This window comes from Acinetobacter sp. ACIN00229 (assembly GCF_016106645.1).
Lineage (GTDB): Bacteria > Pseudomonadota > Gammaproteobacteria > Pseudomonadales > Moraxellaceae > Acinetobacter > Acinetobacter oleivorans.
Map to the genome: position 1 here is coordinate 1 of NZ_JADWOM010000014.1, position 26,735 is coordinate 26,735.

Sequence of the window (26,735 nt, forward strand, 5' to 3'; positions counted from 1 at the left end):
TCTCATGCGTTTTTCACAATTAAAAGTCGGGGTTATCGCTGCACTTCTGTCTGTTTCATCATTTGCAGCGCAAGAATTTTTAAACGTCTCTTACGATCCTACTCGTGAGTTATATACAGATTTCAATAAACAGTTCGGTACTTACTGGAAACAACGTACTGGTCAAGATATTGAGTTCAAACAATCACACGGCGGTTCTGGTAAGCAGGCGCGTGCAGTGATTGATGGCTTAAATGCAGATGTAGTGACATTAGCACTTGCGGCGGATATCGATGAAATTGCGGAAAAAGCAAAATTACTTCCAGCTGACTGGCAGAAAAAGTTACCGCAGAACTCTACCCCATACACTTCAACAATTGTGTTTTTAGTGCGTAAAGGTAATCCAAAACAAATTAAAGACTGGGGTGATTTAATCAAACCAGGTGTAGAAATTATTACACCAAACCCGAAAACTTCAGGTGGTGCTCGTTGGAATTATCTTGCAGCTTGGGCTTGGGCAAAACATCAACCAGGTGGTAACGATGCTAAAGCACAAGAGTATGTTCGCCAAATTTATAAACACACTAAGGTTCTAGATTCAGGTGCGCGCGGTGCAACCACAACTTTTGCTGAACGTGGCATTGGTGATGTGTTACTGGCTTGGGAAAACGAAGCATATTTAGCTACTCGTGAACAGCCGGGCAAATTTGAAATTATTACCCCGTCTCTTTCGATTTTAGCTGAACCTCCAGTTGCTGTTGTTGAGAAAAATGCTGCGAAAAAAGGCAACTTAACGATTGCTAAGGGTTACCTCAACTACTTGTATTCACCAGCTGGTCAAGAAATTGCAGCACGCAACTTCTACCGTCCACGCAATGCAGCCGTTCTTAAGAAATACAGCAACGTATTTAAGCCATTGAAGCTTGTAACTATCGATAAAGAGTTTGGTGGTTGGACGAAGGTACAAAAGAAACACTTCGACAATGGTGGTGTCTTCGATCAAATCGTGAAAATCAATAGTACAGAGAAGTAATTCTTTGTACTAAAGACAAGGAGAACTGACATGATTCATACTGTAATTGTTCCAGGTGTAGGTGGAAGTGAACATCAGCATTGGCAATCTTGGTTGCAGCGTAAACTCGTGTCTAGTTCTCGTGTTGAGCAAAAAAACTGGGATAGACCTGTACTAAGTGAATGGGTTGAGCAATTCGTTAAAACGGTTCAAGCAGCACCAGCTCCTGTACAAATTGTTGCTCATAGCTTTGGTTGCTTAACAAGTGTCGCTGCTTTAGCTGAGCATCCAGAGTTAAAAAACCGAGTTAAGAAACTTATTTTAGTCGCTCCGGCAAATCCAGCACGCTTTGGGGAAGCAGGGTTTGCTCGACATAGTTTGACTGACTACAAAGATTATTTTCATCAATTAAAAATTGATGTGCCTACAACGCTCCTCATTAGTGAAAATGATCCATGGCTTGGTTTTTTTGATGCATTACAACTTGCGAAATCATGGAAATTAAACCCTGTTAATCTTGGTGAAGTCGGCCATATTAATGTTGCTTCAGGTTTTGGCCCGTTTCCAGATTTGCTGAATTATTTGATTCCAGAAGATTCGATGTGTAGTCACTCATCTATCGACCCGGTAAAAACTCATTTCTCTTTGAAATTTGCTTAATACCCAGCTTTATATCGCACCGTTTATCTTTATTTATTCGCTTACTGGTTTCAGCAGGCTTTTCTCTTTGAGGAAATATCATGTCGCAGCGATCCCGAGTGCTGCCTGGGTTTGGTCTATCTTTGGGCTTCACCCTCGCCTACGTTTCTTTTATTGTGCTTATTCCATTAGCCGCAGTCTTTATCAAATCATTTGGAATTGGATGGGACGGATTATGGGAAATTTTAACCTCTGAGCGTATTTTAAAATCGCTTCAGCTCAGCTTTAGTTCAGCTTTAATCGCAGCCTTTATTAATGTTGTGTTTGGCTTACTTTTGGCTTGGTGCCTTGTACGTTATAACTTTCCTGGGAAACGCTTGGTTGATGCATTAGTCGATTTACCTTTTGCTCTTCCAACTGCAGTTGCAGGTATTGCGCTTACCTCACTCTATGCACCCACTGGTTGGATCGGTCAGTATTTAGAACCACTCGGTATTCAAGTTGCATATACGCCAATCGGTATTACGTTGGCATTAATATTCATCGGTATTCCATTCATTGTAAGAACAGTTCAACCTGTACTCAGTGATATCGAAACTGAACTTGAAGAAGCGGCTTCAGCACTCGGCGCAAATCGCTGGCAGACAATTACTAAGATTATTTTACCGATATTACTACCAGCTCTATTCACAGGCTTTGCTTTAGCATTTGCTCGCGGTGTCGGTGAATATGGTTCAGTTATTTTTATTGCAGGTAACCAGCCGTTTAAAACAGAAATTGCTCCGCTCATGATCATTTCACGCCTTGAAGAATATGATTATGCAGGTGCAACAACAATTGCTGCGGTCATGTTAGTTCTCTCTTTCATCATCTTATTTGCCATTAATTTACTTCAAGCATGGGCAAACCGTCGTACAGGGAGAAATATCACATGAACCTACATACTGACAGCAATGCACTTGCGCTTAAATTGCAATCACGAGATGCAACACGCGAACCAACTTGGGTACGTTATACCTTAATTACAATTGCGCTGATTTTTTTCCTCAGTTGCCTCATGTTGCCACTCATTCTAGTTTTTGTAGAAGCATTTAAACAAGGACTTGAAGTCTATGTTCAGGCTTTGATTGATCCAGATACGTTATCAGCAGTGAAATTAACTTTATTAACCGCAGCAATTGCAGTGCCGATTAACGTGATATTTGGTGTTGCCGCAGCATGGGCTGTCTCTAAGTTCCAATTTAGAGGTAAGGCCGTTTTAACAACCATCATTGATATGCCTTTTTCGGTTTCACCTGTTATTGCAGGTTTAATGATTGTACTTATTTTTGGTGCTCAAGGTTGGTTTGGCGGCTGGTTAATGGACCATGACATTAAGATCTTGTATGCAGTACCTGGAATTGTTTTAGCAACCATCTTTATTACAGTCCCTTTTGTAGCGCGTGAGTTAATTCCACTCATGGAGGCTCAAGGAACAGAGGAAGAAGAAGCAGCGATTGTATTGGGTGCTTCAGGCTGGCAAACCTTTTGGAAAGTGACATTACCTAACATTAAATGGGGTTTGATTTACGGCGTGATTCTGTGTAATGCCCGTGCAATGGGTGAGTTTGGTGCAGTATCGGTAGTTTCTGGCCATATTCGTGGTGAAACCAATACCCTGCCACTTCATGTCGAAATTTTATATAACGAGTACACCTTTAGCGCAGCATTTGCCGTGTCCTCATTGCTTGCTTTTTTAGCCCTATTAACGCTGGTATTGAAAACGTGGTTAGAACTACATCAAGACAAACCAGAACCACATTCAACTGATTCGTAAGGAATGAAATCATGAGTATTCAAGTTAAAAATATTGAAAAACACTTTGGTGCATTCCATGCGCTTAAAAATATTTCTCTAGATTTTCCAGAAGGTGAACTGGTTGCCCTACTCGGCCCATCTGGTTGTGGTAAAACAACCCTACTTCGGATTATTGCAGGATTAGAATCAGCTGATGGTGGTCAAGTGCTACTTGAAGGTGAAGATGCGACCAATGTACACGTGCGTGAGCGTCAGGTTGGTTTTGTATTTCAGCACTATGCTTTATTCCGTCACATGACAGTATTTGACAATATTGCATTTGGTTTACGTGTTCGTCCTCGTGCAACACGCCCTTCAGAAGCTGAAATTAAAAAACGTGTTACTCGTTTACTTGATCTAGTTCAACTTGGATTTTTAGCAGACCGCTACCCTGCTCAGCTTTCTGGTGGACAACGTCAGCGTATTGCTTTAGCCCGTGCTTTGGCAGTAGAGCCACGAGTGTTATTGCTTGATGAACCATTTGGTGCGCTAGATGCTAAAGTCCGTAAGGAGTTACGCCGCTGGTTACGCAACTTGCATGATGAATTGCATATTACGTCAATCTTTGTAACCCACGATCAGGAAGAAGCACTTGAGGTTGCAGACCAAATTATTGTAATGAATAAGGGGAATGTCGAGCAGATCGGCTCACCTCGTGAAGTTTATGAAAAACCTGCAACACCATTTGTATTTGATTTCTTGGGTCAAGCAAATCGTTTTGAAGGTGAACATACCGGCGGTATTATTCGTATTGGCAATGACCGTATTGAATTACCAACGGCAGTTGAGGCACCTCAAGGAAAAGTGATTGCTTTTGCCCGTCCAGATGAGTTACATATTCACTCGCAACCGCAAGCGAATACGATTGAAGCGACTTTTGTACGTGAAATCTGGATTGCCGGAAAAGTTGTGGCGGAATTACAAGACCGTAATGGACGTTTAATTGAAATTGCTCTGAGCAGTGAAGCTGCAAAATTACATGCATTTAAACCAAATCAAACTGTTTGGGTGAGTGCATCTCAATTGCACTTATTTGCAGATCAAGTTGCTTAAGAAATATATTTGGTGAGGAAATATCTTGCGGAACTAAAGCAATTCCTCACCTCTTTTGAGGAAAAGTGTGAATGAACTTTCAACAATTAAGAATTATCCGAGAAACTGTACGCCAAAACTTTAACTTAACCGAAGCATCGGCTGCACTCTACACGTCTCAATCGGGTGTAAGTAAACATATTAAAGATCTAGAAGATGAGCTAGGTGTACAGCTTTTTATACGAAAAGGTAAACGTCTTTTAGGTTTAACAGAACCAGGACAATCTCTTCTTGGCATCGTTGAACGCATGTTGGTTGATGCTGAAAATATTAAACGCCTTGCAGAAGACTTTAATAAAGTTGATGAAGGCACATTAACGATCGCAACAACCCATACTCAAGCACGTTATGTGCTACCTCCGATCGTAAACCAATTTAAAAAATTATTTCCTAAAGTTCATTTGATTTTACAACAAGCCAGCCCTGTTGAAATTTCAGAAATGCTCTTACAAGGCGAAGCAGATATTGGAATTGCCACAGAGTCTTTAACAACTGAAGAAAATCTGGCTAGTATTCCTTACTATCAATGGCAACACAGCATTATCACACCGCAAAATCATCCTTTAGTAAAGGCAGACAAGATTACGCTTGAACTTTTAGCGGACTACCCACTCATTACTTATCATGGTGGTTTTACAGGTCGCTCTAAAATTGACAAAGCTTTTGAAGAAGCTCACCTTGATGCAGATATCGTAATGTCTGCTCTTGATGCAGACGTTATTAAGACTTATGTCGAATTGGGCATGGGAGTCGGAATTGTCAATGACGTGGCCTATGACACAGAACGTGATCATCGTTTAAAACAGACTAAAACTGATATTTTTGGTGTCAATACAACATGGATTGCAGTTCGTAAAGGCCATTTACTACGCGGTTATGGTTACGAGTTTATTTCTTTATGCTCACCTGATGCCGATATCAAAGCCCTTAAGAAAATTGCTTACCCAGATGAATAAAGATTCAACAATAAATAAAAGAGCTTTTTAGCTCTTTTATTTTATGAGACGCAAAAAAAACGAGCCGTAGCTCGTTTTTTTCTTTTAGATCTTACCAGTAGAAGTTCACACCAACTTTACCAACTGGTAACCATTGGTATTTATCATCATTCGCGATTTTACGAGCTTCCGCATTTACTGCTTCTTCAAGTGATTGATCACCAGTTGTAACCGCTGAACCTGTTGAAACAAGTTTAACTGTTGGGTTACCAGTGTAATAAGCACCTACTTCACCGAATACACCCCAGTTTTTATTGATTTTAGGCGCAAAACCAAAACCTAGGTATGGAGCGATATCATTTTTATAAGACATTTGACCGTTAATTTTTACACCATCGGCACCCGCAATAAAGTCTTGGTTATTGACACGGAATGAACGGGTCGCATCAACGTTACGAGTCAAATCATAGTCATTATCAAGATATGCTGCACCAGCCGCTACATATAGGCCTTGAGCCCAACGGTTAGTACTTGCACCCCATGGACGAATTTCAGCATTTAAATAAACATTGTTGTTATCCATATCGATGTCATAGGTTGAGCCATTAACTTTTACGTCATCAGACCAAGAAATGTCACCACCGTTATAACCAAGTGCTAAACCTACATATGGGTTTGCTTGCCACAATAAAGCACCACCGTAACCAGTTGTACCTACCTCAGCACGCGCCCCCACAGGAATTAATTGGTTTTTGTCAAATGCGTAGCTGTCATGAACAACTGCTTCATCTGCCATTACAGCACCAGCAGCGAATAAAGCTGTTGTTGTTACTAAAACACGTAATGCTTTCATAGTTTTCTCCTCAAAAAGGCTCTGTTTTTAATTTATTCATCTTGTGACTGAAATCATAATAAAGAGAGCTTAGAGTCTTTTTTATACAAAAAGTGGTAGATTTCTGTTATTTTTTGATACAAATTGAGTTAAATTTTTATTTTCAAATCATTTTTGTGTAAAAAACACTTGATTATCTAATAAGCCTATTTTCATTTACCTCATTTATATCCTCGATTAAACGTAACACGTTTTTTCAAAGATTCTTGTCACAAATTAGTGTAAAATCTTTAAAATTTTTTATGGAAGGAAGATCATGTCTCAGCTTTCTACGATCATTGAGCAAGCATTTGAAGACCGCGCAAACTTTACTGCAGCAGATTGCTCAAGCGAAATCCGCCAAGCTGTTGAAGAAGCAATTGCTGGTTTAGATAACGGTACACTTCGAGTTGCTGAAAAGATCAATGGTGAATGGGTTGTTCACCAATGGTTAAAAAAAGCTGTTTTATTATCATTTAAATTAAATGACAATAAACCAATCGAGTCATGTGATCTTCGTTTCTACGACAAAGTTGAAACTAAATTCTCTGGTTGGACTGAAGAACAATTTAAAGCAGCAGGTGTTCGTGTTGTTCCTCCTGCTGTAGCACGTCGTGGTAGCTTCCAAGCTAAAAACGTAGTGTTAATGCCTTCTTATGTAAACATTGGTGCTTATGTAGATGAAGGCACAATGGTTGATACATGGGCAACTGTAGGTTCATGTGCTCAAATCGGTAAAAATGTTCACTTGTCTGGTGGTGTAGGTATCGGTGGTGTTTTAGAACCATTACAAGCTAACCCAACCATTATTGAAGACAACTGCTTTATTGGTGCGCGTTCAGAAATCGTTGAAGGCGTTATCGTTGAAGAAGGCTCAGTTATTTCAATGGGCGTTTTCATTGGTCAATCAACTAAAATTTATGATCGTGCAACTGGCGAAGTCCATTATGGTCGTGTTCCAGCAGGTTCAGTTGTTGTAGCAGGTAGCCTGCCGTCAGCTGATGGTAAATACAGCTTATATGCTGCAATTATTGTGAAAAAAGTTGATGCGCAAACACGTGCAAAAACAAGTTTGAACGATTTGTTACGCGCTGACTAATTTCAGTTTGATCAAACATCTCTACGGTCAAAACTGATCGTAGAGATTTTATTTTTTATATAGTGTGGTATTTCTAGAATGGCTTCCTTACGTTCCTCTGCAATTCCTGTCTCAGACCCTGCGTCCGGTTTACGCATTACCGAGATTTTTTACTCGTTGCAGGGTGAAGCAAACGCCTCTGGCCTACCGACTGTATTTATCCGTCTAACGGGCTGTCCATTACGTTGTAGTTATTGTGATACCACTTATTCTTTTGAAGGCGGTGAACGTTTTTCACTTGAACATATCATTGAAACAGCTACCCAATATCAAACTCCTTATATTTGTGTAACTGGTGGTGAACCACTTGCACAGCCAAACTGTTTAATTTTATTACAACGTCTATGTGAAGCTGGCTTTGATGTTTCTTTAGAAACCAGTGGCGCGCTCGATGTCTCAAAAGTAGATTCGCGTGTTTCTAAAGTTCTTGATTTAAAAACTCCAACTTCTGGTGAGGAACATCGTAATCTCATCAGCAATCTTGATCATTTGACTGCGCACGATCAAATTAAATTCGTCATTTGTAATCGCGAAGATTATGAATGGTCAAAGCAGCAAGTTGAAAAATATCAACTGCATAAAAAAGTCAGTACCGTTTGGTTCTCCCCTGCCTTTGCAGTTGAAAAAGGTGCTGTTGGCCTGCCACGTCTAGCACGTGATCTGGCACAGTGGATACTTGATGATAAACTCCTCGTTCGCTTCCAACTTCAGTTACATAAACTGCTTTGGAACGATGAATCAGGCCGTTAATTACTCAACAAAATAAATCATTCCGAATATGGAGAAAAATATGCGCCCTCGTGCCATTGTTTTGCTTTCAGGCGGCTTAGACTCAACCACTTGCCTAGCTTGGGCACAAGCACGCTATGAATGTATTGCTATTAGTTTTATGTATGGCCAACGCTCAACGACTGAACTAGATGCAGCAAAAGCATTAGCTCAACGTGCAGGCGTTGAACATCGTGTAATTAATATCGATTTGGCTAATTTAGGTGGATCTGCACTTACAGACCACAACATTGCCGTACCAGAACAGTTACAAGAAGGTATTCCTGTAACTTATGTACCAGCGCGTAACACTATTTTCCTCTCTTATGCTCTAGCCGCAGCTGAAGTATTTAATGCTGAAGCGATTGTTATTGGTATCAATGCTGTTGATTATTCAGGATATCCTGATTGTCGTCCTGAATTTATTGATGCTTTTGCGAATATGGCACGCTTAGCAACTAAAGCTGGCGTAGAAGGAAAACCACTTAAGTTTGAAACACCACTGTTACATTTATCCAAAGCGAATATTATACGTTTAGGGATTGAACATGGCGTAGACTATAGTCAAACGGTATCTTGCTACCAAGCAGATGCTCAAGGACGTGCGTGTGGCAAATGTGACAGTTGCCGTTTGCGTAAAGAAGGCTTTATCGAGGCCGGTGTTGCCGACCCAACACGCTATATACCGTAATAAGTAGGTAAAATTTATGAAGTTGTTAAAATCAAATCTTATTCTTTCATCTTTGTTTTCAACAGTTGCTCTTATGGCTGGTACAGCACATGCTGCCGAAAACCCAGTTCAAGCAGCATATAAAAGTACTAACGTTAAAGGTGCATTAGTTAACGTTTGTAAAGATCAAACAGCTAAAGGCGGCAAACTAAGTTCATCTGAAGTTAGCAAATTCTGTAGCTGCCAAGTTGAAGCACAAGGTAAAGTGACTGAAGCACAAAAATGGGAAATCCAAAGTGCAATCAATGCGAAGAAAAGCCCAAGTTCTCTAGGATTTGTACAACAACAAAACCGTGATCTTAAAGCATGTTTCGGTCCTCAGTTAACAACTAAACTTGAAAAATTAACTGAAGATGCAATGAAAGCTGCTCAACAACAAGCTCCTAAAAAATAAGCTTTTGTTATTCCAAATTAAGCCTGCATTTATGCAGGCTTTTTTGTAGCTCTGTTAAAATAAACTTATCCAACTTGAACAATTCACCTGAAATAAACCATGCAATGAAAACTGGCACGGTGAGTGGGCTCATTGTCATGCTGGAAGAACAAGGTCAGCGCTCTCGTTCACATGCTATGCCACTTGATATTATTCAAGCACAAGCTAAAGCAATCGGCTTACCCGTATTTATGGCTTCATCAAGCTGGAATGACTATGAAGCTAAATTTATTGAATTACTCATTCAGTCAAAACAACAAGGTGCCGAGGTACTTGTTACAGGCGATCTGGATATGCCTGAACATGGGTGTTGGCATGATCGAATAACTCAACACGTGGGACTCAAATTAGGAATGCCTCTTTGGCTTCGTCCACATCGTGAAGTTGTTGAAGAATTTATTAATCTTGGTTTCCGTAGTGTGCTTGTAACAGTGAACTTAAAACTAGGAATGACAATTGAAGATTTAGGAAAAACTTTAACCTTAGAATATATAAAACAACTTGAAAACCGCGGTATTGATCCATGTGGTGAAGGTGGTGAATTTCATACGACTGTGATTGATGGCCCAATTTTTAACAAACCAATTCCTGTAAGAAAGCTCGATATTGTTTATCATGAGGAATATGCTTTTTTACCACTTGAATTAGATCAAATTTAGCTTTTTTGAAGGATGAGAAATGACTGACAATATCCAATTACCAAATCAGGTATTCCCAACAACACAAGGTGAAGTGAACTTGACTGAGGTCGAAAATGAATGGTTAATCATTTACTTCTACCCTAAAGATTCAACTCCAGGATGTACAACACAAGCTGTTGGTTTTTCTTGTTTAAAAGATCAGTTTGATGCTTTAGGTGCCAGTATTTTTGGTGTTTCGCGCGACTCAGTAAAAGCCCACCAAAATTTTACAGAAAAGCAGGCACTGACTATTGATCTGATTAGTGATAAAGAAGAAGTACTGTGTAAGCACTTCGATGTGATTAAAGAAAAAAATATGTATGGCAAAAAAGTAATGGGTATTGAACGCTCTACTTTCATTTTCCATAACAAAACTTTAGTTAAAAGCTACCGTAAAGTTAAAGCTGCTGGACATGCAGAACAAGTTCTAGAAGACTTAAAAGCCCTTCAAACAGCTTAATAAAATTAACAAACAAAAAGCGAGTTTCACACTCGCTTTTTGTTTGCAAAGCATTACCCAATACTTTGACTTTGGCGTATCATAAAAATATTAGAATAATTATTTGAAGGCAATGATATGAGTCTACTCAAAACCTACTCTTTGCTGCCTACTACTCTTTTTATCGGTGCATGTAGTGCAAATACATTAGCAATACCCACTGATAGCACCACATCAATTGCTCAAATTCAAAACAATTCCAATGAAATAAGCTGCCAAGATTTACAAAACCCAGCCTACCAACAAGCTGTACTGAACACAATTAATCAGATCCGACAGCAATCACGTCAATGTGGTCAGCAGTATTTCACAGCAACCAAACCTTTAAGCTGGAGTAATAATTTATATAAAGGCGCACTTTCTCATAGTGAAGATATGGCTGCACACAACTTTCTCGGGCATGTTGGCTCAACGGGTCTGGACTTAAAATCACGTTTAAAAATTTACAATACCCTTGGTAAAGCCAATGGTGAAAATGTCGCTAGTGGCCAAAAAACTTTAGGGCAAGTTATGTCTAAATGGCTAACAAGTCCCTTGCATTGTAGTAATCTAATGAATCCGAAATTCACAACTTACGCAATCGCGTGTGCTTCTGATCAGTCTGTGAAGCAAAAGAGTTATTGGACTCAACAATTTGGTACACACTAAAAGGAAAAATGATGCAATCTGGTTCAATCACTCCAATTTTAAGAATTTTTGATGTTGATTTAGCTCAATCATTTTATCTTGAGTTCTTAGGTTTTCAGCTTGATTGGCAACATCAATTTGAAGATAACTTTCCGTTATATTTACAAATTTCCAAAGATGATTGCGTTATTCATTTATCCGAGCATTTTGGTGATGCAAGTCCACATAGTGCAATCCGTATTTATTGGGAACATATTTATGAGCTGCACAGTGAACTAAGCAAAAAAGATTACAAATTTTCTAAACCTCAGGTTGAAAAAACAGATTGGGAAACACTTGAACTCAGCATCACCGATCCTTTTTCCAACCGAATTATCTTTTGGGCAGATGCTTAATCATTCAATCCGCTAAAATTTGATAATGGAATACTTTCGATATAATTCTCCATTGATCATCTTCAAACACAAATGTAAGTGCATCATAAAAATATTTAGGGTGGATAACGCATTCAACATGGACTAGCGCCAACCGTTCATTAATCAAATTGATTGAACTGATTTTATCCTGTCGTGTTTGTCGCATTGAAGCTGGAGAAATCCGGCTCGCAACAATCGGAAAATATTCAGCCATGCTAAGTCGTAGTACAGGTTGCTCGGTTACATTGATATATATAGCATCAGGATGAAAAACATTATTTAGAAGTTGCACATCACAAAAATACAAACCATCAAAATATTGCTCTAGTTGTTTTTGAATCTCAGTAATCGGATTATTTTGCATTTTAAGTACTCAAACTTTGTCTTTTTCGTATCGCAGAAACACTTTCACCTGCAACACCCTAGTTATCAGTTTCAACTTCATCAATGACTACAAATGTAGTTGCAGGATCTTTATCAAGCACACGAACCACAAGCTGAATTAATTTAGATTGGTTTTATCATCTATAAGATATTTGCGCTGGAGTTCAGCATAAACTTCCGTCTCTTTAAATTCATCTAAAAATTTAATCGTTCCTACAGGAAAGAATTCAGTTTGGATTTCACCACGATAATAAGCTTCACGCATTGGCGTTGCTGAAATAGAGTCTTTTAAGCTATCCAGCTCAACCATGATCCACTCTGGAAACAGTCTCAAATAATAGGAAGACTCGTCTTTAAAATGCCCAATTAGACCAACTTTTGAGTTCGGTTCAATTACGCCATTCACTAAAGATTTGACTTGTTTTACCCACTTTTCGTCATTATAAACATCTACCACATGTACAAAACGGATGCGTTTTTGTTCTTCTAGAGAAAAATTTGACAAGATCATTTGCTCACGCTCTATTGCTAAGAACGGATTTTTAATATTACGTTCCATTTGAGCAGAGCCTAGCGCCAAAACCACATAATGGCTTTGTTGTAAGGCAATTTCAATTGTCTGCATATGAGCCAAATGAAATGGTTGAAAACGCCCTATAAAAACGAGATAGTCAAATTTATACATAATTAGATTTTCACTTTTTATGAACTCATCAGTAACGCTCATTACAAAAAATATGCGCCATAATGAGAACCTAAAAATTAACAACGTGGTTTAAAGCAAGGATAGTACGATGACACTTAGCTGTATTCAACAACCTCATCAACATTTAAACGCAAATTTAGAAGGTGGCGTACTCACCTTAGCCATAAATCGCCCAGATGCAAAAAATGCACTCTATGGCGAACTTTATCTATGGATTGCCAAAGCACTGAATGAAGCCGATCTTAATAAAGATGTTCGAGTAGTTATTCTACGTGGTGTCGAGCAAGATTTTACCGCTGGCAATGACATGAAAGATTTTATGGGTTTTGTACAAAATCCAAACATGGGGCCAGCTGGAGAAGTTCCACCATTTGTTCTACTTAAAGCGGCTGCCAAATTATCAAAACCACTTCTTATTGCAGTAAAAGGTGTGGCAATTGGAATTGGCGTTACGATTTTATTACACGCAGATTTAGTTTTTGCTGACAACACTGCCTTATTCCAAATTCCATTTGTAAGTCTTGGCCTTTCTCCAGAAGGTGGGGCAAGTCAATTACTCATTCAACAAGCTGGTTATCACAAAGCAGCTGAGCTTCTACTTACTGCAAAAAAATTCAATGCTGAAACCGCAGTACAAGCTGGCTTAGTTAATGAAGTAGTTGAAGATTCTTACACATCTGCTCAGGCAACAGCTCAGCATTTAGCAGCTTTGCCTCTTGCATCATTAAAGCAGACAAAAGCGCTTATGAAGCATAATTTAGAGCAAATTATTGAATGTATTGATCATGAAGCTGAAATCTTTATGCAACGCGTTCACTCACCTGAAATGCTAGAAGCAGTACAAGCATTTATGCAAAAACGTAAACCAGATTTCTCTCAGTTTAATTAAAATCAATTTCGATGATTTGAATAAACTCAAAGGCAGGCTCTTCATAAGGATGGCTTGCCTTCAATGCTTTCGCTACGGTCTTAGCGTTTTCTTCAATTACAATAGTTTCCACACGCCACTCATCAACTTGTTCAAGTTCACCCAGCTCTCCGATATAAGGATCGGCTCCTTTAACTGGCTTAAACTGCCCTATTCCTTTCACTTGCCATGCACAGTGTTCATAATTACCGATACCACCTGCACCAGCAGAGAAAATGGCTTGTTTAGTCGACTCAAGATGTGACTCAGGTACGTAATAAATCAGCTTTAACATGGGCAAAATGACTCAAAACTTGTGAACATGCTTTAAATCATACCGTTAAAAAAGCCTCAGAATCAAAGTCAGCTCATCATTACTAAATAATTTACTCCAATAAAGAGGATTTGAATGGCAAGCGCTAAACCAAACAATTGCCAGCCCTTATCTTTTTTATAAAACGTTTTTATATGGTTTTCATTTTTCATCATTTTGATCTCCGATTTTTTATCGTTGTTACAGAGAAAGCAAAAATTGAACCAACCTCAAATAAAGCATAAGTGGTTAAATAGTAAGCTACCTATACTTTTATACGTTTTTTTAAAATGCTTCAAGAGCTTCAACAATCTATACACAACTATTAGTTTGAAGAAATTTGAAAATTCAATGATTTATCTTCATCCCTATAATTTTAAGCATCCGATTTCTTTAAATATCTATTCTCATATATTGTCATAGCGAAAGCCAAACCACACAAAATGACAAAACCACAAGTCATTGGAATTAATGTACCGTTATATAATTGCCCAATAATAGAGGCAAGAATAAGTGACAAGACAGAGGAAGCTGCACCAATAATAGCCGATGCCATTCCAGCGACATGCCCCATTGGTTCCATCGCAATCGCGTTTAAATTACCAAATAGAGTTCCAAATAATAAAAATAAAATACAGGCATAAAGCATAAACATCCAAAATGATACAACCACGCCTAAAAGCTGAATTCCCAAGAAAATCAAAGAAATTAAGCACAAGCCTAAAAAGCCATAAATACAGATTGGACGCATACCAAACTTCATAACAATTTTAGAGTTTGTAAATGATGCAATTCCCATCACACCAGCAAGCACGGCAAAATAAGCACTAAATTCTTGTCCTGTTTTTCCAAACTGCTGCATAAAAATTTGTTGAGAAGTTCCCAAATAACCAATGAATCCACCAAAACAAAAGCCTGCACATAGCAAATAGCTCATAGTGGTTTTATTACTTACAACTTCTTTAAAGCCCTCTTGAAATGCTTGCAACCGCATAGGTAAACGATTTTCAGGCACTAAGGTTTCTTCTAATCGTAAAGCAACCCATGCTCCAATCACTGTGGCATAAACCATATATAAAACAAAGATCTCACGCCAACCAAAGAAATGAATAATGAGCTGCCCTAAACTCGGTGCAACTGCTGGAGCCACCATAAATACCATCATGATTAAAGACATGATGCGAGCCATTTGAGCTCCGCTGTATTTATCTCTAACAATTGAAATCGTAGCAACATAAGGTCCTGAAACACCAATACCTTGAATAAAACGCCCAACTAAAAACCACTCAAAACTTTGTGTTGTAAAGCACAATAAACTTCCCAGAAAATAAATAATAATTCCTGTGAATAAAATGCGTTTACGCCCAATCGCATCGGATAGAGGCCCCGCAATGAGCTGCCCAATGGTCATGCCAGAAAAGATACCAATGATGACCCATTGCGACTGATTATTATTTTTTAATTCAAAAATACGTCCAATCTCGCCTAGCGCAGGCAAAACTGCATCTATCGAAAAAGAAACAATCGACATGAGCAATGCCATGAGTAAAGCAAATTCACGGAAATGGATTTTTGATTTCATTTTTCTTCTCTACTATTTATTCTATTTACATTGTACTACATACAAATAAGCCACCTTACGGTGGCTTATTTCAATTTTTCTATTAACCAATAAACTTACGAGCATTACGGAACATACGTAACCATGCACCATCTTCAGTCCACTCTTCTGGACTCCAAGAGTGCTGAATTGCACGGAAAGTACGCTCAGGGTGCGGCATCATAATCGTTGCACGACCATCTTTAGAAGTAACACCAGTTATCGCTTCAGGTGAGCCATTCGGATTCAATGGGTAATGTTGAGTCGGGTTACCGTGACTATCAACATAACGCAATGCAACTTGGTTAGCTGCGTTCAAGCTTGCAATGTTAGCTTCACTTGCAACAGCGCGACCTTCACCATGTGCAACAGCAATCGGTAAGATTGAACCTTCCATACCATCAAGTAATACAGAAACAGATTTTTCAACACGAACGTTTACGCTACGAGCTTCAAAAACTTCTGACATATTACGGTGGAAACGTGGCCAGTGTTCAGCACCCGGAATAAGCGGTGCCAATTGTGACAACATTTGGCAACCATTACAGATACCTAAGCTGAATGTTTCTTCACGATGGAAGAACTGTTCAAACTGATCACGTAATTTAGCATTGAACAATACTGATTTTGCCCAACCACCACCTGCTCCCATTACGTCGCCGTAAGAGAAACCACCACAAGTCACTAAACCTTCGAAATCACTTAGGCTTACACGACCAGCAAGTAAATCGCTCATGTGTACGTCAATCGTATTAAAGCCAACTTTGTCAAAAGCTGCTGCCATTTCAATATGACCATTTACACCTTGCTCACGCAAGATTGCCATATTAGGACGACGTGTATTAATGAACGGCGCTTCAATAGGTTCATTCAAGTCGAATGTTGGTTTAGCAATTAAACCTTGGTGCGCATTGTCAGTAATTAATGAAAATTCCTGATCAGCGGTTTCTACGTTATCACGTAAACGTTGGATCTGATGAGATACCTCAGACCAAGCTTGTTGTAATTCAGCACGATCTAAAGTTAAACCATTTACAGATAATTGATCTGAGTTATTTACACGACCAACTACAGCAATTGCATCTTTTAAGCTAGAAGCTGCGATTTCTGCTTGCAAAGCTTCCCAATCAGTTGCTTTGATTTGAAGTACTGCACCAATTTCTTCTGCAAATAAGCCCGCAGTAGTCTGTTTTTCTAACGCAACACCTAAACGTGCAGCAAACATCATTTCAGCTACAGAAGCTAATAAACCACCATCGCCGATGTCATGGTAAGCTTGAATCAAACCACGATTGTTCCAGTCTTGGATTAAAGCGAAGAACGCTTTGAAATCATCAAAACTATCAACGTCTGGAGTGATTGAACCGATTGCTTTATATACTTGAGCAAGAATCGAACCACCTAAACGGAACTGACCTTTAGATAAATCAATACGTACAAGTACTGAATCTTCTAAATTTTTAAGTTCAGGTGTTAAGGTCTTACGAACATCAGTTACTGGAGCGAATGCAGTAATTACACCCGTCATTGGAGAAGTTACGGCTTTATCTTCACCGTTATCATTCCAAGTCGTACGCATTGAAAGTGAGTCTTTACCTACTGGAATCGCAATTCCTAAAGCAGGACACATTTCCATACCAATTGCTTTCACGCCTTCAAACAATGCTTGGTCTTCACCTTTTTGACCCGCAGCAGCCATCCAGTTTGCAGAAAGTTTGATATCGCTAATTTGTTCAATGTTTGCACATGCAATATTGGTAATTGCTTCAGCAACTGCCAAACGAGCAGATGCTGCTGGATTTAACAATGCAACTGGTGGACGTTCGCCCATTGCCATTGCTTCACCAGTGAAACCTTGCAAACTTGTTGTCGTTACTGCTGCATCTGCAACAGGAACCTGCCAACGACCAACCATTTGATCACGTGCAACCATACCTGTAATTGAACGGTCACCAATGGTGATCAAGAATGATTTAGACGCAACTGTAGGGTTTTTCAATACGCGGAAAATCGCATCTTTCAAATCAACTTTTGAAGCGTCAAAATCATCGCCACTACGTTCAATAGTTTCATAAGAACGCTGCATGCGTGGCGTACCACCAAGCATTACCTGCATTGGCATATCAACAGCATCATTTTGGAACAATGGGTCTTCAACTGTTAAGTGACGTGCTTCAGTTGCTTCACCTAACACAGCAAACGGACAACGTTCACGTGCACAGATTGCTTCGAACTGCTCTAAAGATTCTGGACGAATAGCAAGAACATAACGCTCTTGTGCTTCATTTGACCAGATTTCCATTGGGCTCATGCCCGGCTCTAATGAAGGAATCTTACGAAGGTTAAGAACTGCACCTAACTCATGATCGTTCACAAGTTCAGGCATAGCATTTGATAGACCACCCGCGCCAACGTCGTGTACAGAAACGATTGGGTTGAAGTCTTCTAAACGCCAGCAAGTATCGATTACTTCTTGACAACGGCGCTCCATTTCTGGGTTTTCACGTTGTACTGAAGCGAAATCAAGGCTTTCACCCATTGTACCGCTATCTACAGAAGATGCTGCACCACCACCAAGACCGATTAACATTGCAGGACCACCCAATACAATGAGTAAATCACCTGGTTGAATCGCATCTTTTTCTACATGGTCAGGACGGATATTACCGTAACCACCAGCAATCATGATTGGCTTATGGAAGCCTTTCACTTCACCATTTACATTCTGTTCGAAAGTACGGAAATAACCATTTAATGCAGGACGACCGAATTCATTGTTAAATGCCGCGCCGCCTAATGGACCTTCAATCATGATTTGTAATGGCGAAGCCATACGTGAAGGTTTACCGTAGTTTTCTTCCCAAGGTTGTTCAAAACCAGGAATATTTAAGTTCGAAACTGTGAAACCTGTTAAACCAGCTTTTGGTTTACCACCACGACCAGTTGCACCTTCATCACGGATTTCACCGCCTGAACCTGTTGCAGCACCAGCAAATGGAGAAATTGCTGTTGGGTGGTTATGAGTTTCAACCTTCATTAAAATATGAGCAGCTTGGCTCTTATATTTATAAACAAAGTGACCATTTTCATCCGCTTTTGGATAAAAACGCATCGTGTCATAACCCACAATTACTGAAGCATTATCTTTATAAGCAGATAACACATCAGTTGGAGATTCTTTATAAGTGTTTTTAATCATCTGGAACAATGATAATGGTTGTTTTTCACCATCAATTGTCCATTCAGATCCAAAGATTTTATGACGACAGTGCTCAGAGTTTGCTTGTGCAAACATCATCAACTCGATGTCATTCGGATTACGACCAAGCTTACCGAATGCTTCAGTTAAGTAATCAATTTCTTGTTCAGATAACGCAAAACCAAACTCATTGTTAGCTTTAACCAAAGCTTCTTTGCCTTGACCCAAGATATCAATTGAATTTAATGGTTTTGGAGCTGTTTCTGAAAATAATGCTTTTGCATCATCAATTTGAGCAAAAACTGTTTCTGTCATACGGTCATGAAGTACTTGTTTAACTTCATTCGTAATTTCAGTAACGCCTTTTAACGTGAATAAAAGACCACGTTCTAAACGGTGTACTGGTGTATTACAGTTTTTGAAAATATCAGTTGCTTTAGAAGACCAAGGTGAAATAGTACCCACACGTGGTGTAACTAAAATCTGAATCTCATCACTTGCAGATTGACGAAGTTCAAAAGACTCACCGTCATTCAATAATTGCAAAGCAGATTGATGTTGCTGCTCGTTGAGCGCTTGATCAAACAAATAGACCCATTGGCTGTCAAAAGATTGAACAGAACTAATTGACGATAAACGTGTTAATAGTTGAGCTTTCTTAAAAGAAGAATGTGCTGCTGCACCGGCCACGATAAACATGTTGATTTTGGCTCCACGGGCAGGTCTTGTGAACCTTACCGCAATGTGACTTTAGAGAGAGCGCATATTCTACTGCTTCTTGCTAAAATCAGCTAGATGTAGAATCAGTATTCTGTAACCTAATTCTGCAAGAAGTGAGTAGTTTTTTGTTCAAAATCATTTTTTTAGGCATTCTAGCTAAAAATAAATTGTTTCATGTTTATTCAATAACATAATAAAACCTGAACTAAGACAAACTATGTCGCACCAAGCTAGTGCTTTTAACTTTTTTTTGGCATGATCAGGTTTTACAGTTTTGAATAATGATAAATGGAACAAATGCGTTGGTTAGAGCTGCTTTCTGCAGTTCGTTTAGGTAGTAAAAAAAGCAGTACAGAACTGGCTCGTAGCCCATTCCATAAAGATTATGACCGTATTATATTTTCTCAAAGTTTTCGTCAGCTAAACCGTAAGACGCAAGTTCACCCACTCGCACAGCATGATGGCATTCATACCCGTTTAACTCACTCTCTTGAAGTTTCCTGTATTGGCCGCTCAATGGGTATGCTTGCCGCAGAAAAAATAAAAAATGAATTACCCGTCTGGATTTCCCCTGCCGATGTCGGCGCAATTATTCAAGCAGCCTGTCTTGCCCACGACATTGGCAACCCACCTTTCGGACATGCGGGTGAATACGCGATTCGTGAGTGGTTCGATGATGCCTCACATGATGATTTTTTGAAGAAACTAAGCCCAGAAGAAGAAGCCGATGTTCGCCAGTTTGAAGGCAATGCTCAAGGATTACGTTTATTAAGTCGCATTGACTATCATCCAAATGATGGAGGAATGCGCTTAACCTATGCAACTTTAGGGGCTTATTTAAAGTATCCATGGCTTTCAAAAACGATTGCGTCACAAGGTGATCGTCCTTCTCATCAACGAGCAAAGTTTGGTTGTTATCAATCTGAAAAAGAAATTTTAAAACAGATTGCAGAACAACTCGGACTTATTCAATTAGGTGAATACCATTATTGCCGTCACCCGCTCACCTATTTATTAGAAGCTGCGGATGACATTTGCTATGCCTTAATTGACTTAGAAGATGGCATTATCTTAAATATGCTGAGTTACCAAGAAGTTGAGCCAATTTTCTTAAACCTTATTGCCGACTATGGTCAGCCTGAAGAATTGTCACATCCAAATAGTACATGGCAACAAAAGATTTCGGCATTACGTGGTCGTGTTATGAAACGGCTTGTGGATGAAGTCACCACAGCTTTTGCTAAACATCATTATGAAATCATTACAGGTCAGCTTAAAGGTAACCTTTTACAATATTGCTCACCCGATATTGCAATTGGTATCGAAACAGCCAAAAATCTAGCGCGTGATAAAATTTTTGAGCATCCACAAAAGTCTGGCTTAGAAATTATTGCGCATCAAAGTTTGCAAACGATTTTAGATGCTTTTGTACCGCTGACCACACCACATAAATCTTTAAGCTTTAAAGAACAACGTTTAATGTCTATCCTTAATCTGTATGGTGCTAACTTTAGCAATAATCATTACAGCAATATTATGCAAGTACTCGATATTATCAGTAAGTTCTCAGATCATCAGGCTTATAGCTTGGCGCAAGAGTTGCAAGGTAATAAAATAGGTTTGTTTTAATGATAAGTCGACATGTAGATAGAGGGCTCTATCCATCATTTTTTATGTATTCAGATCAGTGGGTAAAATGTCCTAAATGTTCTCATCTGAGTATCTTGAAATATGACAGTTCTTTGTCACCAGTAAATGCGCCTTATCACGGATCTTTTTCTTTTACTTGTCTAAATTGTTGTTATCAAATTAAAGCTGAAGATAGTTCAACACCGAGTCGCCACAATGGTCATTTTTACGCCACAGCTTATCAGCGTTGCCACAGTTGTGGTGGGTCATGGCTCAAAGCAAATCAAAAGCTGAATAATTCAGGAGCTTATCCTCCGTATATTCAAGCCAAATGTCATCTATGCCAAAATTTTTCAAAATTTGAAAAATATAATGTAGCTTTTGTTTTAGACCAAAAATTTGGTTATACAAACTATGGACTTGAACTTTATTTGAAAACTTCAAGTAGGCATGGATATATATACGTTTATAATCCTACACATTTAAAAGAATTAAAAATGTTTGTTGAAGCCAATCTAAGAGAACGAACGAAACAGACGGGTAATAGCAGTTACTTTTCGCGTCTACCTGCATGGATAAAATCCACACGAAATCGAAAGGAAATTTTAAAAGCCATTTTGCGTTTAGAACAAATGGCATCTACTATTCAACCATTAACAAATAAGTGAAAGATTCAATGATCGGATGTTTAATTGGCGAAGTGTTTGCCCTAGAAGCCCCTACTGTCTTACTGAATGTAAATGGTGTGGGTTATGAAATTGATACGCCACTTTCAACATTTTGCCAATTACAAAAAGGCCAAAAAGTTACGTTATGGACGCATTTAGTTGTTCGTGAAGATGCTCAACAACTCTACGGTTTTAGCGATGCTCAAGAGAAAACAATTTTCCGCACCTTATTAAAAGTAAATGGTGTTGGTCCGAAAATGGCATTGGGTATTCTATCGACACTAAGCGTTGAGCTATTGGTTCACACCATTGAACATGATGATATTAATACGCTGGTCAAAGTTCCAGGTGTTGGTAAAAAAACAGCTGAACGTTTAATGATTGAGCTTCGTGACCGTTTCAAAACATTAGCCCAAGGTACTTCTACGTCAGCTACCCTGCCTCAAATTCAATTTGCTGCAAACTCTCCTGTTGCAGAAGCAGAAGCTGCTTTGCAATCTTTAGGTTATAAGCCACTTGAAGCACAAAAAGCTGTTGCTGCGGTTAAAGCCGATTACACAGAATCAGCCGATATTATTCGTGCTGCTCTTAAATCAATGATGAAGTAAAACACTTATGCAAGACCGTCTAATCAGTGGAGCAGAAAAGCCTGAAGATCATTTTGATCGGGCTATTCGACCAACTTCTCTTGCCGACTACATCGGACAACCTGTAGTACGCGAGCAAATGGAAATTTTCATTGGCGCAGCTCGCGGTCGTGGTGAAGCACTTGACCACACGCTGATTTTTGGTCCACCGGGCTTAGGTAAAACCACCCTTGCCAACATTATTGCGCGTGAAATGGGTGGAAATCTTAAATCTACTTCGGGACCAGTTTTGGAACGTGCCGGCGACTTAGCAGCAATGTTGACCAACCTCGAAGAAGGCGACGTTTTGTTCATTGATGAAATTCACCGCCTTTCACCAGTGATTGAAGAAATTCTTTATCCAGCAATGGAAGACTACCAATTAGATATCATGATTGGTGAAGGCCCTGCTGCTCGTTCAATTAAACTCGATTTACCCCCGTTTACACTTGTCGCGGCTACAACACGTGCGGGCTTGCTCACCTCTCCTCTACGCGATCGTTTCGGTATTGTCCAACGTCTTGAGTTTTACTCTGTAGAAGACCTCACTCATATTGTGTCACGCTCTGCAAACCTGATGAATGTACCTATTACTGTTGAGGGTGCAGAAGAAGTTGCACGCCGTGCCCGTGGAACACCACGTATTGCCAATCGATTATTACGTCGAGTTCGTGACTATGCTCAAGTGAAAGGTACAGGTGAAGTGACTCATGAAATGGCACAACGTGCGCTTGATATGCTCAATGTTGATAAAGCTGGCTTAGACACCCTAGACCGCCGTTATTTGAGCATGCTGTTAGAACGTTTTGATGGCGGCCCTGCCGGAGTTGAAGCACTTGCAGCCGCTATGGCTGAAGACAGTGGCACTCTTGAAGATGTGATTGAACCGTATTTAATTCAACAAGGTTATGTGATGCGGACTGCGCGAGGTCGCATTGCAACCAACCAATCTTATTTACAGTTTGGAATGACACCACCTGAGCCTAAAAACTAATCAAAGGAAGAGAATTTTCTCTTCCTTTTTTAATTCCTCTATTCTTCCAACTAAAATAATTATTTTCTTATCAATAGATTAACCACTCGATACCTTTTAAGTCTTTCTTTATACCTTATTGATTTTTTAATATTTTCAAAAACTGAATTATAAGAAATCTAGATATTAAATCTTATGAACAATAATATTTTTAGGATAAGGATATGTATAAGAAAGCCGCTTTACTTTTGCCACTCACCTTAATGAGTCAACTGAGCCTAGCAGATTGGGGAACCGATGCTGCTCAACAAAATGAAAATCAAGTCATTCAGCTAAGACAAAACATTCACCAACACCCTGAACTTGGCAATATGGAATTTAAAACCTCTGCCCTTGTTCAAAAAGAATTAAAGTCTTATGGTATTCAAGTCAAAACAGGCTATGCGAAAACAGGTGTAATTGGCATCTTAAAAGGTAATAAACCCGGCCCGATTATTGCGCTTAGAGCGGATATGGATGCTTTACCTATGGAAGAAAAGAGCGGTGTTTCCTTTGCCAGCAAACAAAAAGCAATTTATCAAGGCAAGGAAACTTATGTCATGCATGCATGTGGACATGATGCACACACTGCAATGTTATTAGGCGCAGCAAAAATTTTAGCTGCTAATAAAGATAAAATATCGGGCACAGTTATTTTTGTTTTCCAACCTGCTGAAGAAGGTGGTGCAGATATAGATAACTTCACTCAAGGTGATCAAATCGGTTCACGAAAAATGATCGCTGATGGTGCTTTTAAAGACTATAAACCAGAAGCTATTTTTGGAATGCATGTCATTGCAGGTATGAAAAGTGGTCATCTTTATTATAAAGATGGTGCCATTTTAAATAGTGCAGACCACTTACGTATTCAGGTCAACGGCAAGCAGGTTCATGGTTCGACGCCGTGGTTAGGCAGAGATCCAATTTATGCATCGGCACAAATGATTAATAATTTGCAAAGTCTTATTAGCCGAAGAACAGATTTAACCCAAGGTATGGGCGTGGTCAGTATTGGCAATATTCAAGGTGGTACAGCAGGAAATGTGATTCCCGAACAGGTCAATATGATTGGTACCATTCGCTCTAATAACGAAGAAATAAGAAATAACATCTTAAAAAGTTTACCAGTCATGATAGAGCATAATGCTCAAGCCAATGATGTAACTGCTAAAGTTGAAATTGCACCTTATGCACCAGTAACCATGAATGATAAAATCCTTACTCAACTTATTCAGCCAACATTAGCCAAAGTTGCAGGAGATTCAAAACTACATGTGCTTGATCACAATGCAAGCGCTAGTGAAGATTTTGCCTATTATGGCAAACTAATGCCCTCATTTTTTGTTTTCTTAGGGGCGACACCAGAAAATCAAGACTTAAGTCAGGCTGCACCGAATCATAATCCCTATTTTATTGTAGATGATAAAGCCTTAAAAACTGGAACCGAGCTACATGTAAGATTCGTATTAGATTATCCGAATATATCAAAACAAGTCCAAACTTCATGGAAGCCCTCTTAACTTAAAAAGCTTGCTAGCCATAAGATGTAGCGTTTTTAGATTAGAAATTCCGCAATCGCAATTGAAAGGTTGTGCCATAGGACTTAGTATGCAATCTGCTAAACTGCCCCGTATTTAAAAGCAGATGTATGGCTTTTGAATGGAACCAATGTTTTATTCAAAGCCATATTTTAAATATAAAGCTCTATAGTGAACTAAAACGGAATCCTCTCATGGCGAATCATTTTGAATTCAACATTCGTGTTTATATTGAAGATACGGACGCAGGCGGTATTGTTTACCATGCCAACCACATTCGCTATATGGAACGTACCCGTACTGAATGGCTCCGTGCTTCTGGCGTTGATCATTACTGGCATCAAAAAGACTACAACTTTGTCGTACACAAAATTGACGTAAAATATATGCGTCCTATTTTAATGGATGATTTAATTACTGTTACAGCACGTGTAGTTTCATGTAAAGCTGCGTCATTTGTGTTGCAACAAAATATTTATCGTGGTGAAATCTTGCTTGCTTCTGGCGAGGTTGAGTTGGCATGTTTAAGTAAAGAACTTGTAGCTCGTCGTCTTCCAGAAGAAATACGTGATCTTATTCGTAAAGAATTGGAACAAGACTAAAAAAACAACCGGCATATGTAACTATGGCAATAAACATTGAATCAACCCTGCATATTTCTGACCTTATTTTACAGGCAAGTCCAGTCGTTCAGTTGGTCATGCTAATTTTATTGTTAGCATCAATCTTTAGTTGGTATCTGATTGCCAAGTTACATATGAGTTATAAGAAAGCCCATCAAGAAGATGAACATTTCCAGAAAATGTTCTGGTCGGGTGCTGAACTCAATACGCTTTACAACAATGCTCAGCTCAACTCAAAACGCTCAGGTCTTGAAGATATTTTTTATCAAGGGTTGAGTGAGTTTTTTAAACTTAAAAAACGTCAGGCCCCTGTTTCACAAACGATTGAAGGAACTGAACGTATTTTACGTGTAGGTTTGAGTCGTGATCAGAGCCACCTAGAATACGGCTTAGGTACTTTAGCAAGTATTGGCTCTGTAGCTCCTTACATCGGTCTATTCGGTACCGTTTGGGGGATTATGAATGCATTTATCGGTTTAGCTGCTGTTGATCAAGTCACTTTGGCAACGGTTGCACCTGGTATTGCCGAAGCACTTATTGCAACCGCAATTGGTTTATTTGCTGCAATTCCTGCTGTATTGGCTTTTAACCACTTCACTTCTAAAAGTGAAAGTGTTTACTCTGATCGTGCTTTATTTGCTGAAGAGATGATTGCCTTATTGCAACGTCAGTCTGTGGGTTCATCACAGGAAGATGCATAATGGCAATTCAGCGTTCAGGGCGCTTTGAGCGCATCAAAAAACCACTAAAAAGTGATATGAACGTCGTACCCTATATTGACGTTATGCTCGTACTTTTGGTTATTTTCATGGTGACTGCTCCCATGATTACTAGTGGTATTAAAGTCGATTTACCTCAAGCAAATAACCATCCAATCGAATCAAAAGATATGCCAGCCATGGTAACTATTGGTAAAGATGGCAATATTTATCTTCAGTATGAAGATTACAAAGATAGTGAACCATTGTCTCGTGAAAAACTTGAAGAAGTTTTAAGCGGTGCTCAAAAACAAGCTGAACAAGAAAATAAACAACTCACAGTTTTAGTCAATGGTGATAAGTCTCGTCCTTACGGAGAAGTCGTATCATTGATGGCAAGTTTACAAGAAGCAGGTTTAACTCAAGTTGGCCTTCTGACAGAGCCTTTAAAATAAGC

The 26,735-nt window shown here is 39.2% G+C and carries 29 protein-coding genes and 2 pseudogenes; 23 read left to right on the forward strand and 8 right to left on the reverse strand.

From position 1 onward, the window contains the following. Positions 1-4 precede the first annotated feature (4 nt). The 6 genes from I7H67_RS13475 to I7H67_RS13500 all read left to right on the forward strand — a co-directional run bounded on the left by I7H67_RS13475 (position 5) and on the right by I7H67_RS13500 (position 5,514). Entirely contained in the window at positions 5-1,012 is a 1,008-nt protein-coding gene (locus I7H67_RS13475; protein WP_005307495.1) for a sulfate ABC transporter substrate-binding protein, read from the forward strand. 30 nt (positions 1,013-1,042) lie between these two features. Continuing rightward, positions 1,043-1,651, forward strand: a complete 609-nt coding sequence (locus tag I7H67_RS13480) for an RBBP9/YdeN family alpha/beta hydrolase (protein ID WP_005307497.1) — start codon at positions 1,043-1,045, stop codon at positions 1,649-1,651. An 80-nt stretch (positions 1,652-1,731) separates the two neighbouring features. Next, positions 1,732-2,565 (forward strand): sulfate ABC transporter permease subunit CysT, encoded by an 834-nt coding sequence (gene cysT, locus I7H67_RS13485; RefSeq protein ID WP_005307499.1) that lies wholly within the window; start codon positions 1,732-1,734, stop codon positions 2,563-2,565. Further along, entirely contained in the window at positions 2,562-3,446 is an 885-nt protein-coding gene (gene cysW, locus I7H67_RS13490; protein ID WP_005307502.1) for a sulfate ABC transporter permease subunit CysW, read from the forward strand. Before cysT ends, cysW begins: the two co-directional genes overlap by 4 nt. A gap of 11 nt (positions 3,447-3,457) precedes the next feature. After that, the gene (locus I7H67_RS13495) at positions 3,458-4,519 is read left to right on the forward strand and encodes a sulfate/molybdate ABC transporter ATP-binding protein (protein WP_198308088.1); all 1,062 of its coding nucleotides are present in this window, start codon (positions 3,458-3,460) and stop codon (positions 4,517-4,519) included. A gap of 71 nt (positions 4,520-4,590) precedes the next feature. Then, a complete protein-coding gene (locus tag I7H67_RS13500; RefSeq protein ID WP_004790709.1) occupies positions 4,591-5,514 on the forward strand; it encodes a CysB family HTH-type transcriptional regulator in 924 nt (307 codons plus the stop codon). Positions 5,515-5,605: 91 nt separating this feature from the next. Here the strand turns inward: I7H67_RS13500 and carO are convergent, their stop codons facing one another. Continuing rightward, positions 5,606-6,346: an ornithine uptake porin CarO type 3 gene (gene carO, locus I7H67_RS13505; RefSeq protein WP_013197089.1), complete on the reverse strand. Its 741-nt coding sequence runs from the start codon at positions 6,344-6,346 to the stop codon at positions 5,606-5,608. Positions 6,347-6,641: 295 nt separating this feature from the next. Here carO and dapD point away from each other — a divergent pair, with 295 nt between their 5' ends. The 8 genes and pseudogenes from dapD to I7H67_RS13545 all read left to right on the forward strand — a co-directional run bounded on the left by dapD (position 6,642) and on the right by I7H67_RS13545 (position 11,634). Continuing rightward, positions 6,642-7,463: a 2,3,4,5-tetrahydropyridine-2,6-dicarboxylate N-succinyltransferase gene (dapD, locus tag I7H67_RS13510; RefSeq protein WP_005307511.1), complete on the forward strand. Its 822-nt coding sequence runs from the start codon at positions 6,642-6,644 to the stop codon at positions 7,461-7,463. A 78-nt stretch (positions 7,464-7,541) separates the two neighbouring features. Next, positions 7,542-8,252: a 7-carboxy-7-deazaguanine synthase QueE gene (gene queE / locus I7H67_RS13515; protein ID WP_005307514.1), complete on the forward strand. Its 711-nt coding sequence runs from the start codon at positions 7,542-7,544 to the stop codon at positions 8,250-8,252. 40 nt (positions 8,253-8,292) lie between these two features. Beyond that, positions 8,293-8,961: a 7-cyano-7-deazaguanine synthase QueC gene (gene queC, locus I7H67_RS13520; RefSeq protein WP_004790702.1), complete on the forward strand. Its 669-nt coding sequence runs from the start codon at positions 8,293-8,295 to the stop codon at positions 8,959-8,961. A 16-nt stretch (positions 8,962-8,977) separates the two neighbouring features. Continuing rightward, on the forward strand, positions 8,978-9,394 hold the full coding sequence (locus I7H67_RS13525) for a hypothetical protein (protein WP_017387866.1): 417 nt from the start codon (positions 8,978-8,980) through the stop codon (positions 9,392-9,394). A 92-nt stretch (positions 9,395-9,486) separates the two neighbouring features. Beyond that, positions 9,487-10,092 (forward strand): annotated as a pseudogene (locus tag I7H67_RS13530) (diphthine--ammonia ligase); the annotation flags it as partial. A 19-nt stretch (positions 10,093-10,111) separates the two neighbouring features. Then, positions 10,112-10,573 carry a peroxiredoxin gene (locus I7H67_RS13535; protein WP_004790699.1) on the forward strand — a complete coding sequence of 154 codons (462 nt, stop codon included), beginning with the start codon at positions 10,112-10,114 and terminating at the stop codon, positions 10,571-10,573. A 117-nt stretch (positions 10,574-10,690) separates the two neighbouring features. Continuing rightward, the gene (locus tag I7H67_RS13540; RefSeq protein ID WP_198308089.1) at positions 10,691-11,260 is read left to right on the forward strand and encodes a CAP domain-containing protein; all 570 of its coding nucleotides are present in this window, start codon (positions 10,691-10,693) and stop codon (positions 11,258-11,260) included. An 11-nt stretch (positions 11,261-11,271) separates the two neighbouring features. Then, positions 11,272-11,634 (forward strand): glyoxalase superfamily protein, encoded by a 363-nt coding sequence (locus I7H67_RS13545; protein ID WP_004790695.1) that lies wholly within the window; start codon positions 11,272-11,274, stop codon positions 11,632-11,634. Between the two features lie 4 nt (positions 11,635-11,638). Here I7H67_RS13545 and I7H67_RS13550 read toward each other — a convergent pair whose 3' ends face one another. The 3 genes and pseudogenes from I7H67_RS13550 to I7H67_RS13560 form a co-directional block, all read right to left on the reverse strand. Then, complete coding sequence (locus I7H67_RS13550; RefSeq protein WP_198308090.1) at positions 11,639-12,019, reverse strand: nuclear transport factor 2 family protein; 381 nt, start codon at positions 12,017-12,019, stop codon at positions 11,639-11,641. 58 nt (positions 12,020-12,077) lie between these two features. Continuing rightward, a pseudogene (locus I7H67_RS19850) lies at positions 12,078-12,152 on the reverse strand (tautomerase family protein); the annotation flags it as partial. 5 nt (positions 12,153-12,157) lie between these two features. Beyond that, complete coding sequence (locus tag I7H67_RS13560; RefSeq protein WP_111854610.1) at positions 12,158-12,724, reverse strand: nicotinate-nicotinamide nucleotide adenylyltransferase; 567 nt, start codon at positions 12,722-12,724, stop codon at positions 12,158-12,160. Between the two features lie 109 nt (positions 12,725-12,833). On the opposite strand from I7H67_RS13560, the gene I7H67_RS13565 reads away from it, so the two are divergent. Next, the gene (locus tag I7H67_RS13565; RefSeq protein ID WP_198308091.1) at positions 12,834-13,634 is read left to right on the forward strand and encodes an enoyl-CoA hydratase-related protein; all 801 of its coding nucleotides are present in this window, start codon (positions 12,834-12,836) and stop codon (positions 13,632-13,634) included. Here I7H67_RS13565 and I7H67_RS13570 read toward each other — a convergent pair. From I7H67_RS13570 to purL, 4 genes are all read right to left on the reverse strand, one after another. Continuing rightward, positions 13,627-13,947, reverse strand: a complete 321-nt coding sequence (locus I7H67_RS13570; RefSeq protein ID WP_004790680.1) for a hypothetical protein — start codon at positions 13,945-13,947, stop codon at positions 13,627-13,629. The genes I7H67_RS13565 and I7H67_RS13570 overlap by 8 nt on opposite strands. A 68-nt stretch (positions 13,948-14,015) precedes the next feature. Next, positions 14,016-14,141 carry a KGW motif small protein gene (locus I7H67_RS19780; protein ID WP_016137349.1) on the reverse strand — a complete coding sequence of 42 codons (126 nt, stop codon included), beginning with the start codon at positions 14,139-14,141 and terminating at the stop codon, positions 14,016-14,018. 200 nt (positions 14,142-14,341) lie between these two features. After that, complete coding sequence (locus I7H67_RS13575) at positions 14,342-15,547, reverse strand: multidrug effflux MFS transporter (RefSeq protein WP_198308092.1); 1,206 nt, start codon at positions 15,545-15,547, stop codon at positions 14,342-14,344. A gap of 82 nt (positions 15,548-15,629) precedes the next feature. Continuing rightward, on the reverse strand, positions 15,630-19,463 hold the full coding sequence (gene purL, locus I7H67_RS13580) for a phosphoribosylformylglycinamidine synthase (protein WP_198308093.1): 3,834 nt from the start codon (positions 19,461-19,463) through the stop codon (positions 15,630-15,632). Between the two features lie 309 nt (positions 19,464-19,772). Here purL and I7H67_RS13585 point away from each other — a divergent pair, with 309 nt between their 5' ends. From I7H67_RS13585 to tolR, 8 genes are all read left to right on the forward strand, one after another. Next, positions 19,773-21,113, forward strand: a complete 1,341-nt coding sequence (locus tag I7H67_RS13585) for a deoxyguanosinetriphosphate triphosphohydrolase (protein WP_004790671.1) — start codon at positions 19,773-19,775, stop codon at positions 21,111-21,113. Then, positions 21,113-21,781, forward strand: a complete 669-nt coding sequence (locus tag I7H67_RS13590; RefSeq protein ID WP_198308094.1) for a hypothetical protein — start codon at positions 21,113-21,115, stop codon at positions 21,779-21,781. Before I7H67_RS13585 ends, I7H67_RS13590 begins: the two co-directional genes overlap by 1 nt. Positions 21,782-21,789: 8 nt before the next feature. Then, a complete protein-coding gene (ruvA, locus tag I7H67_RS13595; protein ID WP_016137345.1) occupies positions 21,790-22,389 on the forward strand; it encodes a Holliday junction branch migration protein RuvA in 600 nt (199 codons plus the stop codon). A 7-nt stretch (positions 22,390-22,396) separates the two neighbouring features. After that, positions 22,397-23,401 carry a Holliday junction branch migration DNA helicase RuvB gene (gene ruvB / locus I7H67_RS13600; protein WP_004790665.1) on the forward strand — a complete coding sequence of 335 codons (1,005 nt, stop codon included), beginning with the start codon at positions 22,397-22,399 and terminating at the stop codon, positions 23,399-23,401. A gap of 203 nt (positions 23,402-23,604) precedes the next feature. Continuing rightward, positions 23,605-24,939: a M20 family metallopeptidase gene (locus I7H67_RS13605; RefSeq protein ID WP_198308095.1), complete on the forward strand. Its 1,335-nt coding sequence runs from the start codon at positions 23,605-23,607 to the stop codon at positions 24,937-24,939. A 212-nt stretch (positions 24,940-25,151) separates the two neighbouring features. After that, complete coding sequence (ybgC, locus tag I7H67_RS13610) at positions 25,152-25,559, forward strand: tol-pal system-associated acyl-CoA thioesterase (protein ID WP_004699892.1); 408 nt, start codon at positions 25,152-25,154, stop codon at positions 25,557-25,559. Positions 25,560-25,582: 23 nt separating this feature from the next. After that, positions 25,583-26,281: a protein TolQ gene (tolQ, locus tag I7H67_RS13615; protein WP_198308096.1), complete on the forward strand. Its 699-nt coding sequence runs from the start codon at positions 25,583-25,585 to the stop codon at positions 26,279-26,281. After that, positions 26,281-26,733, forward strand: a complete 453-nt coding sequence (gene tolR / locus I7H67_RS13620; RefSeq protein WP_004790658.1) for a protein TolR — start codon at positions 26,281-26,283, stop codon at positions 26,731-26,733. The genes tolQ and tolR overlap by 1 nt, the downstream gene beginning before the upstream one ends. The last annotated feature ends 2 nt before the right edge of the window (positions 26,734-26,735 follow it).

Bases quoted from the DNA above. Each gene is read 5' to 3' on its own strand.
- I7H67_RS13475 (WP_005307495.1), top strand. From the start codon at position 5: ATGCGTTTTTCACAATTAAAAGTCGGGGTTATCGCTGCACTTCTGTCT.
- I7H67_RS13480 (WP_005307497.1), top strand. From the start codon at position 1,043: ATGATTCATACTGTAATTGTTCCAGGTGTAGGTGGAAGTGAACATCAG.
- cysT (WP_005307499.1), top strand. From the start codon at position 1,732: ATGTCGCAGCGATCCCGAGTGCTGCCTGGGTTTGGTCTATCTTTGGGC.
- cysW (WP_005307502.1), top strand. From the start codon at position 2,562: ATGAACCTACATACTGACAGCAATGCACTTGCGCTTAAATTGCAATCA.
- I7H67_RS13495 (WP_198308088.1), top strand. From the start codon at position 3,458: ATGAGTATTCAAGTTAAAAATATTGAAAAACACTTTGGTGCATTCCAT.
- I7H67_RS13500 (WP_004790709.1), top strand. From the start codon at position 4,591: ATGAACTTTCAACAATTAAGAATTATCCGAGAAACTGTACGCCAAAAC.
- carO (WP_013197089.1), bottom strand. From the start codon at position 6,346: ATGAAAGCATTACGTGTTTTAGTAACAACAACAGCTTTATTCGCTGCT.
- dapD (WP_005307511.1), top strand. From the start codon at position 6,642: ATGTCTCAGCTTTCTACGATCATTGAGCAAGCATTTGAAGACCGCGCA.
- queE (WP_005307514.1), top strand. From the start codon at position 7,542: ATGGCTTCCTTACGTTCCTCTGCAATTCCTGTCTCAGACCCTGCGTCC.
- queC (WP_004790702.1), top strand. From the start codon at position 8,293: ATGCGCCCTCGTGCCATTGTTTTGCTTTCAGGCGGCTTAGACTCAACC.
- I7H67_RS13525 (WP_017387866.1), top strand. From the start codon at position 8,978: ATGAAGTTGTTAAAATCAAATCTTATTCTTTCATCTTTGTTTTCAACA.
- I7H67_RS13535 (WP_004790699.1), top strand. From the start codon at position 10,112: ATGACTGACAATATCCAATTACCAAATCAGGTATTCCCAACAACACAA.
- I7H67_RS13540 (WP_198308089.1), top strand. From the start codon at position 10,691: ATGAGTCTACTCAAAACCTACTCTTTGCTGCCTACTACTCTTTTTATC.
- I7H67_RS13545 (WP_004790695.1), top strand. From the start codon at position 11,272: ATGCAATCTGGTTCAATCACTCCAATTTTAAGAATTTTTGATGTTGAT.
- I7H67_RS13550 (WP_198308090.1), bottom strand. From the start codon at position 12,019: ATGCAAAATAATCCGATTACTGAGATTCAAAAACAACTAGAGCAATAT.
- I7H67_RS13560 (WP_111854610.1), bottom strand. From the start codon at position 12,724: ATGTATAAATTTGACTATCTCGTTTTTATAGGGCGTTTTCAACCATTT.
- I7H67_RS13565 (WP_198308091.1), top strand. From the start codon at position 12,834: ATGACACTTAGCTGTATTCAACAACCTCATCAACATTTAAACGCAAAT.
- I7H67_RS13570 (WP_004790680.1), bottom strand. From the start codon at position 13,947: ATGTTAAAGCTGATTTATTACGTACCTGAGTCACATCTTGAGTCGACT.
- I7H67_RS19780 (WP_016137349.1), bottom strand. From the start codon at position 14,141: ATGATGAAAAATGAAAACCATATAAAAACGTTTTATAAAAAAGATAAG.
- I7H67_RS13575 (WP_198308092.1), bottom strand. From the start codon at position 15,547: ATGAAATCAAAAATCCATTTCCGTGAATTTGCTTTACTCATGGCATTG.
- purL (WP_198308093.1), bottom strand. From the start codon at position 19,463: ATGTTTATCGTGGCCGGTGCAGCAGCACATTCTTCTTTTAAGAAAGCT.
- I7H67_RS13585 (WP_004790671.1), top strand. From the start codon at position 19,773: ATGGAACAAATGCGTTGGTTAGAGCTGCTTTCTGCAGTTCGTTTAGGT.
- I7H67_RS13590 (WP_198308094.1), top strand. From the start codon at position 21,113: ATGATAAGTCGACATGTAGATAGAGGGCTCTATCCATCATTTTTTATG.
- ruvA (WP_016137345.1), top strand. From the start codon at position 21,790: ATGATCGGATGTTTAATTGGCGAAGTGTTTGCCCTAGAAGCCCCTACT.
- ruvB (WP_004790665.1), top strand. From the start codon at position 22,397: ATGCAAGACCGTCTAATCAGTGGAGCAGAAAAGCCTGAAGATCATTTT.
- I7H67_RS13605 (WP_198308095.1), top strand. From the start codon at position 23,605: ATGTATAAGAAAGCCGCTTTACTTTTGCCACTCACCTTAATGAGTCAA.
- ybgC (WP_004699892.1), top strand. From the start codon at position 25,152: ATGGCGAATCATTTTGAATTCAACATTCGTGTTTATATTGAAGATACG.
- tolQ (WP_198308096.1), top strand. From the start codon at position 25,583: ATGGCAATAAACATTGAATCAACCCTGCATATTTCTGACCTTATTTTA.
- tolR (WP_004790658.1), top strand. From the start codon at position 26,281: ATGGCAATTCAGCGTTCAGGGCGCTTTGAGCGCATCAAAAAACCACTA.